The 12,545-nt window shown below is 67.0% G+C and carries 13 protein-coding genes and 3 pseudogenes; 10 read left to right on the top strand and 6 right to left on the bottom strand.

The window, feature by feature from the left end:
- Nucleotides 1-32 precede the first annotated feature (32 nt).
- Nucleotides 33-2,270 (top strand): PQQ-binding-like beta-propeller repeat protein, encoded by a 2,238-nt coding sequence (locus ACGF3I_RS26735; protein ID WP_393136238.1) that lies wholly within the window; start codon nucleotides 33-35, stop codon nucleotides 2,268-2,270.
- Nucleotides 2,271-2,588: 318 nt separating this feature from the next.
- A pseudogene (locus tag ACGF3I_RS26730) lies at nucleotides 2,589-2,899 on the top strand (transposase); the annotation flags it as partial.
- Between the two features lie 6 nt (nucleotides 2,900-2,905).
- Here ACGF3I_RS26730 and ACGF3I_RS26725 read toward each other — a convergent pair.
- Complete coding sequence (locus ACGF3I_RS26725) at nucleotides 2,906-3,328, bottom strand: DUF4190 domain-containing protein (RefSeq protein WP_393136236.1); 423 nt, start codon at nucleotides 3,326-3,328, stop codon at nucleotides 2,906-2,908.
- Nucleotides 3,329-3,470: 142 nt separating this feature from the next.
- On the opposite strand from ACGF3I_RS26725, the gene ACGF3I_RS26720 reads away from it, so the two are divergent.
- The 3 genes from ACGF3I_RS26720 to ACGF3I_RS26710 all read left to right on the top strand — a co-directional run bounded on the left by ACGF3I_RS26720 (nucleotide 3,471) and on the right by ACGF3I_RS26710 (nucleotide 5,973).
- A complete protein-coding gene (locus tag ACGF3I_RS26720) occupies nucleotides 3,471-4,745 on the top strand; it encodes a sensor histidine kinase (RefSeq protein WP_393136234.1) in 1,275 nt (424 codons plus the stop codon).
- Nucleotides 4,742-5,482, top strand: a complete 741-nt coding sequence (locus tag ACGF3I_RS26715) for a response regulator (RefSeq protein WP_393136232.1) — start codon at nucleotides 4,742-4,744, stop codon at nucleotides 5,480-5,482. The genes ACGF3I_RS26720 and ACGF3I_RS26715 overlap by 4 nt, the downstream gene beginning before the upstream one ends.
- 155 nt (nucleotides 5,483-5,637) lie before the next feature.
- Entirely contained in the window at nucleotides 5,638-5,973 is a 336-nt protein-coding gene (locus ACGF3I_RS26710; protein ID WP_393136230.1) for a hypothetical protein, read from the top strand.
- 256 nt (nucleotides 5,974-6,229) lie between these two features.
- Here ACGF3I_RS26710 and ACGF3I_RS26705 read toward each other — a convergent pair whose 3' ends face one another.
- The 4 genes and pseudogenes from ACGF3I_RS26705 to ACGF3I_RS26690 form a co-directional block, all read right to left on the bottom strand.
- Entirely contained in the window at nucleotides 6,230-6,862 is a 633-nt protein-coding gene (locus tag ACGF3I_RS26705; RefSeq protein ID WP_393136228.1) for a hypothetical protein, read from the bottom strand.
- 402 nt (nucleotides 6,863-7,264) lie between these two features.
- Nucleotides 7,265-7,441 carry a hypothetical protein gene (locus ACGF3I_RS26700; RefSeq protein ID WP_393136390.1) on the bottom strand — a complete coding sequence of 59 codons (177 nt, stop codon included), beginning with the start codon at nucleotides 7,439-7,441 and terminating at the stop codon, nucleotides 7,265-7,267.
- Nucleotides 7,442-7,676: 235 nt separating this feature from the next.
- A pseudogene (locus ACGF3I_RS26695) lies at nucleotides 7,677-8,295 on the bottom strand (transposase); the annotation flags it as partial.
- A 252-nt stretch (nucleotides 8,296-8,547) separates the two neighbouring features.
- On the bottom strand, nucleotides 8,548-8,955 hold the full coding sequence (locus ACGF3I_RS26690; protein WP_393136226.1) for a hypothetical protein: 408 nt from the start codon (nucleotides 8,953-8,955) through the stop codon (nucleotides 8,548-8,550).
- 142 nt (nucleotides 8,956-9,097) lie between these two features.
- Here ACGF3I_RS26690 and ACGF3I_RS26685 point away from each other — a divergent pair, with 142 nt between their 5' ends.
- The 5 genes from ACGF3I_RS26685 to ACGF3I_RS26665 all read left to right on the top strand — a co-directional run bounded on the left by ACGF3I_RS26685 (nucleotide 9,098) and on the right by ACGF3I_RS26665 (nucleotide 12,088).
- Entirely contained in the window at nucleotides 9,098-9,496 is a 399-nt protein-coding gene (locus ACGF3I_RS26685) for a hypothetical protein (RefSeq protein WP_393136224.1), read from the top strand.
- 461 nt (nucleotides 9,497-9,957) lie between these two features.
- A complete protein-coding gene (locus tag ACGF3I_RS26680) occupies nucleotides 9,958-10,269 on the top strand; it encodes a hypothetical protein (RefSeq protein ID WP_393136222.1) in 312 nt (103 codons plus the stop codon).
- Nucleotides 10,270-10,533: 264 nt separating this feature from the next.
- Nucleotides 10,534-11,241, top strand: a complete 708-nt coding sequence (locus tag ACGF3I_RS26675) for a hypothetical protein (protein WP_393136220.1) — start codon at nucleotides 10,534-10,536, stop codon at nucleotides 11,239-11,241.
- 69 nt (nucleotides 11,242-11,310) lie between these two features.
- Nucleotides 11,311-11,484, top strand: coding sequence for a hypothetical protein (locus tag ACGF3I_RS26670; RefSeq protein WP_393136218.1), 174 nt, complete (start codon nucleotides 11,311-11,313; stop codon nucleotides 11,482-11,484).
- Between the two features lie 331 nt (nucleotides 11,485-11,815).
- Nucleotides 11,816-12,088 (top strand): hypothetical protein, encoded by a 273-nt coding sequence (locus tag ACGF3I_RS26665; RefSeq protein WP_393136216.1) that lies wholly within the window; start codon nucleotides 11,816-11,818, stop codon nucleotides 12,086-12,088.
- A 248-nt stretch (nucleotides 12,089-12,336) separates the two neighbouring features.
- Here the strand turns inward: ACGF3I_RS26665 and ACGF3I_RS26660 are convergent.
- Nucleotides 12,337-12,545 (bottom strand): annotated as a pseudogene (locus tag ACGF3I_RS26660) (transposase); the annotation flags it as partial.

Genomic DNA, 12,545 nt, shown 5'->3' with positions numbered 1-12,545 from the left:
GGCGGGGCTGAGACCGAGTCCTGCACCGGACCGTGGCGGTCAAGGTCCTGCCTGGTTTTGCAGCGGACAACCAGGCTGCGGATCGGCTGGAGCGCGAGGCTCGGGCCGCCGCCAGGATCTCCGACGATCATGTGGTGACCGTTCACGACTACGGCCGTGACGGCAACACGGTCTACGTGGTGATGGAGCTGGCCGACGGTCGCGCTCTCGACGCGGTTCTGCGTGAGGCGGGGCTGCTCGGCCTGGGGCAGGCTGTCGACTGGACGCGTCAAGTGTGTCTTGCGCTCGCCGCCGCCCACGCGAAGGGTGTGGTGCACCGCGACATCAAGCCGGCCAACGTGATGATCGGTTCTGGTGGCAAGGTGAAGGTGGTGGACTTCGGGATCGCTTGGTTCGACCCCGCGCTGGGTCTGGAGCGGCTCAGCCGCAGTCACGCGGTCCTGGGCAGTGCGCCCTGGATGTCTCCCGAACAGGGCCGGGGCGGCTCCGTGGACCACCGGTCGGACCTCTACTCCGTGGGCTGCCTGCTCCACCAACTGCTCACCGGACGGACCCCGTTCGGGCAACGGGACGCTGTGGGTCAGCTCCTGGCGCACGCGATGGAGACCCCTGACCGTCCGAGCGCCCGACGCGCGGGCGTACCTGACGAACTCGACCGGCTGGTGCTCGACCTGCTGGCGAAAGAGCCGGGCAGTCGGCCCGCTTCCGCCCTGGATGTCGCGGACAGGCTCCAGGTGATCGGCGCCGCGCTCGGCAAAATTCCCGACGCGGAGCGAGTAGCGGTTCAGCCCACGGAGGGCACGCGACAGTTACCCGCCTCGGGGGAGGGCAGCGGCACGGTCGGACTGCCGACGGAAGGGGACATCGATGCCCCGGCACCCGCTTCGCCCGGCCCGGAAACCGCGGAGGCAGAGCACCCGCAGCCGGTGCCACCTGCCGGCCAGATGATGAAGCGCCGTACGCTGCTCGTCGGCGCGCTGCTCACCGTGGTGACCGGCGGCGTAGTCGCTGTCACGGTGCTTCGAGACCCCCCGAGCGGTGGTGGAACGGACGGCAAGGGCAGCAAAGCCCCTGCCCGGCAGAGCCCTGGAGCCACAGGCGCTCCGGCGCAGGTGATGTGGCAGAAGTCCGCCAAGGCCCTCCCCCTTCCCGTCGCCCGCTGTGGGAAGGCGGTGCTCGCTGACGGTGAGAAAGTCCTGCACGCCGTGGACATCGGATCCGGCCGGGAGCTGTGGGCGTTTCCGAACGCCCCGGAGGACAAGGAACACGACTGGACCGTCAGTGCGGCTGGGGATCTCTACACCAGCAGCGGGCGTCAGGTCAACCGTGTGGACGCCGTCTCGGGAAAGAACCAGTGGAGCTACACATTGCCGCTGGCTAACGACAGCATCAGCGCTTCCCGAACGGCTTCCCTCACCTTCTCTGCCGACGGCAAGGCCCTCTATGCGGCGATGGCCGACATGGTGGCCGCGCTGAATCCCGCAACGGGTGAGGTGCTGTGGACATGGAAGTCACCCAAGGCGCCGATCACCGGGCTGCACGCACCCTCCGACAGAATCATCTTGATTCGAGCTACGGCCGCTGCCGGCAACATGCTCTACGCGCTCAGTCCCCTCACCCGCGGGGTGATGTGGCAGGGCTCCGTCGACACAGTCGAAGCTGTCCACAACGGCCAGGTGTTCACGGAGGGTTACAACAGGAAGCCGGGGATGTCCGTACTGAACATCGTTGACGGTGCGGTGCGATGGGAAGCGGAGGGGGCCCCGGATCTGTATTTTCCCGCGGTCAAAATCGGCGTATACGCCGATCTCACGGAGAGGACCCTCACGGGGATCTCACTCGACACCGGCAAAACCGTGTGGAAACAGACTGGCTACTACAACCCGGCAGCGGTTGGCACCCGTCTCATAGCCGGCGCCGCCCGCGACTCCGCGGACGCCGCGATGGCCACCGCGGCGTTCGACCCGCGCGATGGCCACGTGCTCTGGAAAACACGCGACACCTTCCCGGTCCCCACCCCCCGGTCCGAAGATGGGGCCGGCCTCGGCACCCCGCGCTGGATACTGACCGGAACCCGCGTCCAAGGCGGATTCGCCGCGCTCGCCCCCGAGACCGGCGAGATCACCTGGACGGCCTCATTTCCCGGCGAATACATCCACCGCGCGAGTCAGGACAAGGAGAGCGGCACAGTGTTCGTTGTCACCGGCAAGTCGATGACCGACCAAAATGACCCAGCCGGCAGCCTCTACGCGATCCGCCTTCTGGACTGACGCGGGACTGCACACACATCGCAACCCACCCGCGCCTGCCGACCGCAGTACCGAACGCTTCAACCACACCCAGCTCGACGGACCGGCCAACTTACGGCTCACGGCCTGCACCAGCAGCGAACCGCGGCTCGCGAGACCCACCTGCACATGGACAACGACCATCGATGTCCCCCGCACTCAGCTTGACGTTTAATCCGTAGCCTCGAACGGCGTCTCGTACTTGTTCCCTCACCGCGGATTCGCCGGACGTGAGGTCGGCCTCTGCCTGATCTGTGCTCTGGCTATCGAATGCACGTGAGCCAGGTGGGGGGCGTGCGGATGAGTCTGCTGGGTGGGGAGCCGGGATGTGAGGCGTTCGCGACGCTGTCGCGCTTCCGGGCGGAGCTGTACGCATCGATGACCGGACGGGCGGACGCCTTGTTCTAGCTGACGGACGCCTGCTGTGTAGTGACGGTCCGGTTCGGACGCTGGTCGATCGCGCGCTTGCACCCGAACACCGCCGTGGTCACGGCGCGTTGTATGGCGCTCTCAACCGGGGCTGCCTGGCTGTGTCCCGGCTGCGGCGGTCCCTGGCCGGGCTGCCGTTGCCGAAGGCGGCGGGCGGCCGCCTAGTCCTGGCCGTCGACGTTGGCCGTTCAGCGTGCGTTCAGGTGCTTGCGGACGCATTGCGCGTACTGGCGGAGGCTGTCGGGCTGGTAGCACTCCTGCGTGTTGTTCGCGTACCAGACCATGAAGACGGCCATCAGCCCGGACACCATGATCGCGAGGGAGGACGTCACCACGGCGGTGACTGCTTTGCCCCGGCCCGCACCGGTCCGCTTGGCCGTCATCAACGCGGCGATGCCCAGGATCAGGCCGATCACGGCGATTGGGCCGCCGATGAAGACGACCGAGGTGCACAGGCCGGTGATGCCCAGCGTCATGGCGGTGGCGGCCAGAGTGTTCTTCGGCGCCGGCCGGCCCGGTGTCCTCCGGGTCGGCGCCGTCCGCGTCCGTATGCCTTGGTCCTCGGCAGACACCGTGTCAGTCAGTGGAGTCTTGGTCTCCTGAGCGTTCATCAGCCTGTCCTTTCATCCGTCAACTGGTGAGACCCCGATTCTGATTTCGAAGGCCCCGCCACACATCACGGAAAGGCGGGAGGATTCCCTCCCCCGATCAGGGGAGGGAGCCGACAAGCCGCCCGGTCATACTTGTCCGGTTATGTTGAGAGGAATCCGGCCGCTGCTGCGCGGCTCCACGTACTGGGGTGCGCTCTTCGCCTATGGCGGCGCGTTGGCGAGCCTTCCGCTGCTGCCCTTCGCGGCTCTACCGGCGATGGCATGGTCATCGGCGTCCGCAGGGGTGCAGTTCGCTCTGGTCCTGCTGGTCTGGTCCGTACTGATCGGTGTGATCGGGCTGGCTCGGACCACGCGGCGGGTGCTGATCGCTTGCGCCCGGCGGATGCTGGGGGTGCCGTTGCCGGACCCCGTGAGCCAGCCTCTCCGTGCGGGCTCGCCCGATGACGGGACAGCTCCGTCCACCGTCTCGGGCGCCGATCGACTGCGGACTCCGCTGTGGTTGCTGTCGCATGTGGTGCTGGGGTGGCTGGGCGCCCAGTTGAGTGTCCTGCTGTTCGTCATGGGCCTGCTTCTACCCGGAGGTTGGGCCGGCGCCGAGGCCGGGTTGAGTGTGAACGGCTGGTCACTGCACGCCGAGAGCGGCTGGCAGAGCTGGACGGCGGCGCTCTGCTGTCTGCTGCTGGCCGCAGTCCTGTGCCTGGCGGTCACCCACACTCTGCGATGGCTGGCGCTCCGGCTACTGGGTCCGTCGTCGGCCGAGCGGCTCGCGCTGGCTGCCGAGCGGGAACGGGGCCTGGCCGAACGCAACCGGCTGGCCCACGAACTCCACGACTCGATCGGGCACACCCTGACGGCCGCCACGATCCAGGCAGCGGTGGCGGGCGAGATGCTCTGCGCCGACCCGGCGGCGGCGCGGGCCGCCCTGCGCAGCATCGAGGAGTCCACGCGGTCCGCCCTGGAAGACCTGGACTACGTGCTGGGAATGCTGCGCGAGGAGAAGACGGGCGCGACGCCGGCTCGGTCCCTGGCCGACCTGCCGGAACTGTTCGACCGGCTCCGGCACGCGGGCGCCGTGGTCGAGCCGGAACTGTCCGGCGACCACGCGCAGGTGCGGGGCACTCTCTCCCGGGCGGCGTACCGGATCCTGCAAGAGGGCCTGACCAACGCGCTGCGGCACGGCGCCGACGGCCCGATCCGGGTCACGGTGACGGCCGCGCCGGAGTCACTGGAGCTCGACGTGGTCAACCGGACCGCAGGCGAACGCGCAGTGAGCCCGCACGCGTTCCCGACGTCCGGGCACGGCCTGTCCGGCCTCATGGAGCGGGTGCGGCTCCTGCACGGCGAGATGGAGGCCGGTCCGGACGGACCGGATCACTGGCGGCTCGCGGTCCGACTGCCGGCACGCGTGCCCGCATGATCGGCTCACCAGCGGGCGCAGCGGCCCGGACCGGCTCCGCCGAGAGCGCGTCCATCACACCTGACACCACGGGGACCTCCGGCTGCACCACCCTGCTGATCGCGGACGATGACGAAGTGACCCGCAGCGGTCTGCGCACGCTGCTCGCACGGCAGCCCGGGATCACCGTCGTCGGGGAAGCCGCCGACGGCATCGAAGCGGTCGAGCGGGCACGGCAGTTGACGCCGGACGTGGTCCTCATGGACGTGCGGATGCCGCGACGCAATGGCATAGAGGCCACCCGGGAGCTCCTCGCCGGGCCGGGCAGCCCCCCGAAAGTCGTGGTGATCACCACCTTCGAGAACGACGACTACGTCACGGCCGCGCTCAGCGCCGGAGCCAGCGGCTTCGTACTCAAACGACTCCCCGTCCCCAAGATCGCTGAGGCGGTGCGGGTGGTCGCGGCGGGCGAGGCGATCCTCTTCCCCACGGCTCTGCGCCAGATGGTCTCGGCTCGCCCCCGGAAGTCCGCCGAGGCACTGCCGCGGGCCGCTCTGACGAGCCGGGAGGAGGAGGTACTGCGTCTGATGGCCACCGGCCGATCCAATCCGGACATCGCGCAGTCGTGCGAGGTAAGCCTGGAGACGGTGAAGACGCACGTCGGCAACATTTTGACCAAGCTCGGCGCGCAGAACCGGACCCACGCAGTGGTGATCGCGTACGAAACCGGCATGGTCGTGCCCGGGATCGCGGACTGACACAGCCTTCGGGCACGTCCACGTCCACGTCGACGCCAGGCGGTCACGGGGGCCACGAAGCTCGCCCGTTCGCCTCGCTCAGCCCGGTGGCCCCTCATCGGCCCCGCTTTTCGCCGGTGGACCAGCCGTGTTCCCTCAGGACGGGGCCTGGCGCTGTGGGCCCGCACGCCCACCGGTTTTCGCCACCACGTCCGGCGAGAACTACTGCAACGCTCGTCTTCGTCCTCAACCGCACACCCTGGTGGCTGGTCCTGCTGGTCCCGCACTTCGTGGGAACGGTGGCCGGCTGTTTCCAGAAGGTCGATGCCGAACAGCACCGTCACCGCCGCTTCGGGGCCATCGGCGTGCACGTGGTCGCCCTCCTGGTGGCCCTCATCAGCCTGAGGGTGATCAGCCGGTGGTACATCTTCGCCGCCGCCCTTGGCTGGATGCTTGTCGCCGGATCCGCGATGAACAGCACGGGCGCCGGCCCGAAGGCGGCGCGGCGATGAGCGACGACTACGGCCATCAGGTCCGCAGTCCGGAGATCCTGACCGGCGGGGCGGAGCACGAGCTGCACTCGCTGCGTTCGAGGCTGGAAAAGGTCGACATGGGCAGGGGGCTCTCGGGAAGCCGGGAGTTGTCGTTGGTGATGTGGAGTCGCCGCGTCCGGACTTCGGGGGCAGTGGGTGATCAGCGCTGCGGTGGTGCCGTCGCCGGGCGCTGCGCGAGGGCCGGTGCTCAGCGGCGGCGAGGTGTTCGGCTGGCCTAGCCGCCCATGTGGTGGATGATGTCTCCGATCTTGCTCGCGAGGTCCCAGTCGAAGTCGTCGTCGTACTCGGGCATGGGGATGGGACAGGGATAGATCCCTACAAGCTGGGCCTGGCCGGTGCTTGAGGCCCGGCCGATTGACTGGATCGCGGAGATCTCGGCCCTGATGAGCGCCTCGATCGGGGATACCAGCTCATCGATCTCCGGGATGCCCACCGCAGCCCACTCAAACGCATCAAGGACGATCTCGGCGTTCGAGGAGAGCGTCTCGACCGCGGCCTTGTTGAGGTGGATGTGGTAGCGGAGGTCGGCGAAGCCGTCCGTGTCACAGGCGACCTGCGGGGTCTCCGATTCCAGAATCTGCCGCTTGAACGCCTCCAGCGCCTGGCCCGTCAGTTGCTGCTGCGCCGCCTCCTTCTCCCAGTCTGGCCGGACCGCCGTCAACAGGTCGTGCGCGGACGGCTTCGGCCTGGACCGCGCCTTGAGCGAGCGCCGCGCCGCGGCCTCCACGTCCAGTGCTGCCGCCACGTCGAATCCCTCGAGGTACTCCCAGCGCTTCAGGCGCTCCAGGATCTGGGCGGCCCGCTCCTGCACCTGCTCTTCAGTGACCTGGTCGCTGTGGTCCGACACGCTTGCCCTGCCTTCCCTGTTGCCCGCAGACATCGACTCCACCATTGAGCGGGAAAGTGCGCTTTGCGCCCAGTAGTTGAACCAGCCAGCCTCTCAGCTTGTTCTTTATCTACCAAGATCTTCCAGTCTTGCCGATGGCCTTGAGGGTCTCGGGGTGTTTGACAGTCTTGCCGACGTCGTAGCGGGGTGCCCGGTGCTTGTTCTTGGTGCCGGGCGGGCGTCCGGGGCCGGCGCCTCGGGGTTTGGGAACACGGGTCGGGCAAGCGAGGTTGGCGCGGATGTTTCTGAACCCCCGGCGGACCCGGGCCGGGGTGAGTCGGCTGAGGGTGGTGGGTTTCTCCCACGGTCGGCGGAGGTCCGCGGCGAGGGGCCGGGCGAGCCTGAGCTGGGTGTGCGCGACGATCAGGAGCCAGGTCCAGCGGTCCGCGGCCTTCGGGTGCGGAGTTTCGGGGTGGTCCAGCCGAGGGTCTGCTTCGCGAAGCGGAAGGTGTGCTCCAGGTCGAAGCGGCGGAGGAACGCCTGCCAGTAGCGGTCCACGTCGTCCGGGGTGGCGCCGGTCTTGGAGGACCATAACCACACCGGCGGAGCGTCCCGGTCCTTCGATAGACGCTCGACCTTCAATCGGATCAACGTGCCCTCGAACAAGGGAAGTTCGCCATCGTGGTCGAGCCAGGAAGAGCGGTGGGTGAGCCGGGGATGGCTCGGTCCCACGCTTGGGGGTCTCGGCCTTGCCGTAGTTGGTGGTGCCGGTGACCGTGGTGATCGCGGGCTCGGGCCAGGTCTCCGGCTTGGTGAACCGGAACTCCGGACCGTGCTTGGGTGGCCGGCCGTTCGTCCCCGGTTGGCGAAGCGGCTTCGGCAGACGCATGACGCGGTCGGAGCGGATCCGGCCGACCACCTCGACCGGCAGGTCGCGCAGGACCCAGGCCAGGCGGGTGACGTCGTAGCCGGCGTCGCTGACGATCACGATGTGCAGGTCCCCGGTATGCCACAGGCTCGCAGCGATGAGCCGCTCGACGACACCTCGCAGCTGGGCGGCGGTGACCGCGGTCGCGTCGTCGGCCGGGCCGAGCCGGGCCGGGCCGCGTCCAGGATTGCGGTCCATGACGTGGCACCCGGCTCCAGCACGGCGACGAAGGAGCAGGGCCAGCCCGGGATGAACTGGGACGCTGTCTTCGCGCGGCCGTAGACATGGCAGAACAGCCGGTCCGCCGAGCACGGCGCGTCCGAGCGAAGCCACGGCGACACGACCGCCAGGACCAGCGCCCGCCGTCGAACCGCGGCAGCGACAGCCCGGCCAGCACCATCCGCAGCTGACCGGTGTCGATCCTGCCGTGGTTCAGGCCGCCGTGCATCGCTCCGTGGCCACGTCGATGCTCGGGCAGCAGCGTCAGGTCCACCGGGGACTTCACCGCACCGTCTGCACACAACATCGCGTCCACCAGCTCGAACAACTCGTCGCGGCGCGCGGTCAGACACTCGTAGAACTCGCCCCGGAAGCGTGACGCTTCCGCGAACGCTTCCCTCCGGCCAGCGTCAGGCAGCAGACTCACCATCACGGCCTTCTTCTTGGTCACGTGCACCTTGGTCGGAGCACATGATCAGACGAAGGCCGCCCCCACGTCCCGTGAATCCATACGCGAGGCACCCAGTTCGAAGATCATTCGAGCTGACACGCGGCTGCGTCAAACTGTCTCGGCGCTGATGACGACATCAACGGCGCGAGCCCATCCCTGCGGATCGTCAACCGAGACCCGAACCCGCCACCTGCCTGGTTTTCCGGGCAGAGTGGTGCTGAATCGGCTCTCGCCAATGACATCCCCCACTACTAGCCGACCGTCACTCAGTAGAAGATGCCCGTCAAATACCGTGATCAGAGACTCGCTGTCAGTTCGTTGGTCATCCGCGTCACCGTGATCCTTGAAGATACGAACTTTGACCAGCACAACCTGGGCCTGGACCCGAACGATAACGTGCGTGTCGCACGCGGCAGCAGGAGCGCCGTCGAGGGACAGCGTCGTGGGGATCCACTCGGTCGAACCCAGCGCCATCACCGGGTGATTCACATACAGGTCTACCCCTGCGATCTGCACAGCCTGACTCCTAGCCCATCCGTGACGTTCAGCGGAGGATAGAACCAGGCAGTGACAAGAAGGTCCCCAGGTTAAAGAACAAGATCAGACCGCGTTTGAGATCTCAGTCGATCGTGGCGCTCACGTGCTCTACCCTCTGCGGGTGATCGATGAGACGTTCCCTTTCGTCGGTGAGTTCAGGGAGCTTGGGCACGGGAGGCCGGACGGGCCGTCGCTCCGGTCCGCCGTTCGCACCCAGGAGCCTAGATACGCTCGCGAGTTGGTCGAGTACCTGCGTGCCGGTACGGTCCTGGCCGTCACGACCACGCTCGTGCGCGACGTTCTGAGCCCCGACAACGCGGTGATCGGCGGGTTGCACCTGCTGACAGACGGGCATTGGCTCTGGTACTCGGACCTGGCCCACTATGTCGAGCGCCATCATGTGGCGCTTGACCCGAGGTTCGTAGAGCACGCCCGGTGCAACCACTGGACTGCTCCGCTCGTAAGCAATGCTGACCTACTCGCGATGGAGGTCAAGCTTCTCGGGGAAGCCGCGGACTGAAACTCCGCTGCAAGCCAGCGCGTCCGTTCATCCCGCAGAGGTACGGGTAAGCGGCCGGGGACCAGGCCGTGACGCCGGTCCTTGGCGTGTGAGCCGCCGAAGCATGATGCCGATCATCGCCCAACGGATCACGCTCTCCGGACTAACCTGGCTGGCCTCGTAGTCTTTCACCAGACGCCGGTGAGCGGTGACGCACGACAGCGTGCGCTCTACCGCCCACCGCTTCGGCTGGACCTGGAACCCGCGCTGGCCGAGATCCTTTCGGACGAACTCCAGGTCGCGGCCGAGGATCTGCGCGGTCCAGTCGACCAGGCGGCCAGCGAAGCTCTGATCAGCCCAGATCGATCCACAGCAATGGACGCCTCGCGTCGTGATGGAGTTGCCCGCAGCGGCCGGTAACGGGCGCGCGGCCAGACAGGCCGGGCCCGACCAGCGACTCTCCGGACGGCACCACTCACGTGGTGACTGCCCTGCACGCCCGTCCCAATGTGGCCGCTCAAGAGGTGTACGACCTCACTGTCAACGGTCTCCACGCGTTCTGCATTCGCTCACAGAGGTCACAGACCCATGACATCCTCATGCATAACTGCACCAACATTCCCGCGGACGAAAAGCCTGGGGAGGAGGGCGTCGGCGGAGCGCATACCTTGCGCAACCACGTCCTCCCCGATGACGAGGCAATGTCGGCGGAGGCAATCAGCAAGGGAATCGCAACAAGGTGGACCGATGAAGCCACAGCAGCGGAATCGGTCAACGCGGCAGTGACAGCCTGACTGAAGGCGAAGCCGAGCAACGATAGGAAACTCAACAAGTGGCTGAGCGACCAGTCCAAGCGCACGAGCTTCGATCTGCGCTACGACCTTCTGCAAATCGAGTGGCAGCTCCGAGGCAAGGCGTCCCTGGGGTTCAGGCGGGTCAAGAATGGTCCTCAAGACGAAGCAGGCGGAAACAAAGTCGTCGTGCAGTTGAAATTCGTGAAGAATCACAAACCGTCAAAGTTCGTTGTCTGCACGGCCTGCCCGAAGTAAGGAAGCACCATGCCAGAACATGACGAACGCGCCCCAGCGGAGGAACCCCAGGGGCTCATCCTGGATATCGGGTTGAGCTGGATGGCATCCAAGTCACAGCACCCCCTCTGGCTGTCCGCAGCCGACGCCGACCGATTCCTACCCCGAAACGGCGCGGTAGAGGAACAACTGAGCATTGTCGACAGTGCGGTAGCGGAAACCCACGGCATCGTGAGTATGCAGATCGGCGAAGATGTACGGCGGCTGCTGGCATCCCCACTGACGGATGGCACACTCCGCACCGTCTGGCTCGGCGTCACGCAGGCGTACTTCGATCCGGCTGACCACAACTTGACCGGGCGTGACTGGCTGCAGCGCATCGAGCAGACGTGGTTGACAAGCATAAGGCGAAGGGGTACGACAACGTTTACGCCGTCCCCTCCTAACCCGGTGACAGATCCCGTCATGCGGATGGCTGTCCTGCGGGAGATACGCTCCGTCGCAGGCGCTCTCGAACGAGAGGCCTCCAAAGCAGCCGTGCCGTCCTTGGTGCCGGCGTTGCAGGCGGTGGTCATCGAAGCCTGCGCGGACCTCGGATACAGACTATTCCTGCGTGCCATGAAAGGGTACTTCGTGGAAGTCACCTCAGCGCGCTGTGAGGCCCTAACCGCACTCGGCGAAGCATTTCGCTACCCAGAGTTCCTTGTTGATGATCACCTCAACGTCTGGGACGGCTGACCTCACGCGGTCCGCCGGAGCGCGAGTGTCCGTATTTTCAGAGTACGGACATCTCAGCTTTTAGTTGCGGTGGGCAGCAGCCTGGAAGTGGTCCGTGGCGTCAAGTTCCCCTATGACAACGCGGCCCAAGCCGCCGCCTTCCTTGATAAGCGCATGGACGACGAGCAGTTCCTGAAACTCGTGGAACTCCTCAACGATGTAGCCACGCGCCGACGGGTCGCTGCTTGGCCAGTCACCACGTAGTTGACTGCTGGAATCCCAGGCAACGACGTAGGCCCGTATCTCTACGCATCAGAGGCGCGGGCGTTCCGTCGGACACAAGAATCGGCTCCCTACATCCGCATTTCAGGCCCGGAAGTGGGCGGACCGGCCCCTGAAACGCAAGAAGGCCCGGCGCCCCCGCGCTTGTCTGCGGGGCTGCCGGGCCTTCGGCTGTCAGGCCGCCCAGATAGCGGGCGCGCCACCGTCGGGGTTGGGAGCGCAGGACGATGATCTGCACGGCGCCGGGTTCAGCGTCGGGCGCCCAGGCCATGCGCCAGGTGACGTCCCACTCGCGTCGTACACGCCTTCCGAGGTGCTGCCGACCCTGCGCCGCTCGGGCGTGGTGTCCGTGGAGACGGCGGAGGGCGAGTACGAGCAGGACGACGGCTTGAAGTGCAAGGTGCTGCCGCTGTGGGCTGCGCAGGATGTCGTCGGGCACTCGCTGAACCTCCCGGAAAAGGAGTACGCGACGCTGCAGCGGTTGTTCGAGGCCGTGATGGCCCCGGGCTGGACGCACAAGAATGGTTCGGTGACGCCGGCCGGGCTGATCTGCTGGTGCTGGAGGCGCGGGAGAGCGGGCGGGTGAGGCTGTGCGGCGGGAGCGTGGACACTCGGTGCGGTCGCGCAGCGGCAACGGTGGCCCGGCTGCCGTCGCGCGTTCCCCGAGCCGCCCGTCGTCGCCCGGGACAATGCGCTGGCCCCGATCGAGCAGGACCGCTCCCAGCGCCGTCGCCAGGCTGCTGCGACCGAGGCAGGCAGTTGCGCTGCGCCGGGCCCGACAAGAGCGTGCTGCGCGGGAAGCAGGGCGCCTGCATCGGTGCGTCGCCTGCCCTGCTATTGATCTTTTCGTAAGTTTGGTGGGGGTGGTGGATGGATGGTGAGTCCTGTGTGGGTGAGGAATGACCAGGGGAGTTGTGGGTTGGTGTTGATGCGGTGGATGCCTTGCTGGGTGGCGTCGGCGACATCGGCGAGGTGGTCGCCGGCGAGGTTGGCGAGTTCACGCTTCTTGAGCGAGGACCACAGCAGTTCCACTGGGTTCAGCT

Origin of the sequence: Streptomyces sp. NPDC048111 (assembly GCF_043202815.1) — a bacterium.
Taxonomy (GTDB): domain Bacteria; phylum Actinomycetota; class Actinomycetes; order Streptomycetales; family Streptomycetaceae; genus Streptomyces.
The sequence above is the reverse complement of the archived record's forward strand: the minus strand, read 5'-3'. Positions and strand labels throughout refer to the sequence as shown.

What these genes read in the sequence shown, in the direction of transcription:
- ACGF3I_RS26725 (WP_393136236.1), bottom strand. Translation starts at nt 3,328, where the DNA reads ATGAACGCTCAGGAGACCAAGACTCCACTGACTGACACGGTGTCTGCC.
- ACGF3I_RS26715 (WP_393136232.1), top strand. Translation starts at nt 4,742, where the DNA reads ATGATCGGCTCACCAGCGGGCGCAGCGGCCCGGACCGGCTCCGCCGAG.
- ACGF3I_RS26720 (WP_393136234.1), top strand. Translation starts at nt 3,471, where the DNA reads ATGTTGAGAGGAATCCGGCCGCTGCTGCGCGGCTCCACGTACTGGGGT.
- ACGF3I_RS26675 (WP_393136220.1), top strand. Translation starts at nt 10,534, where the DNA reads ATGCCAGAACATGACGAACGCGCCCCAGCGGAGGAACCCCAGGGGCTC.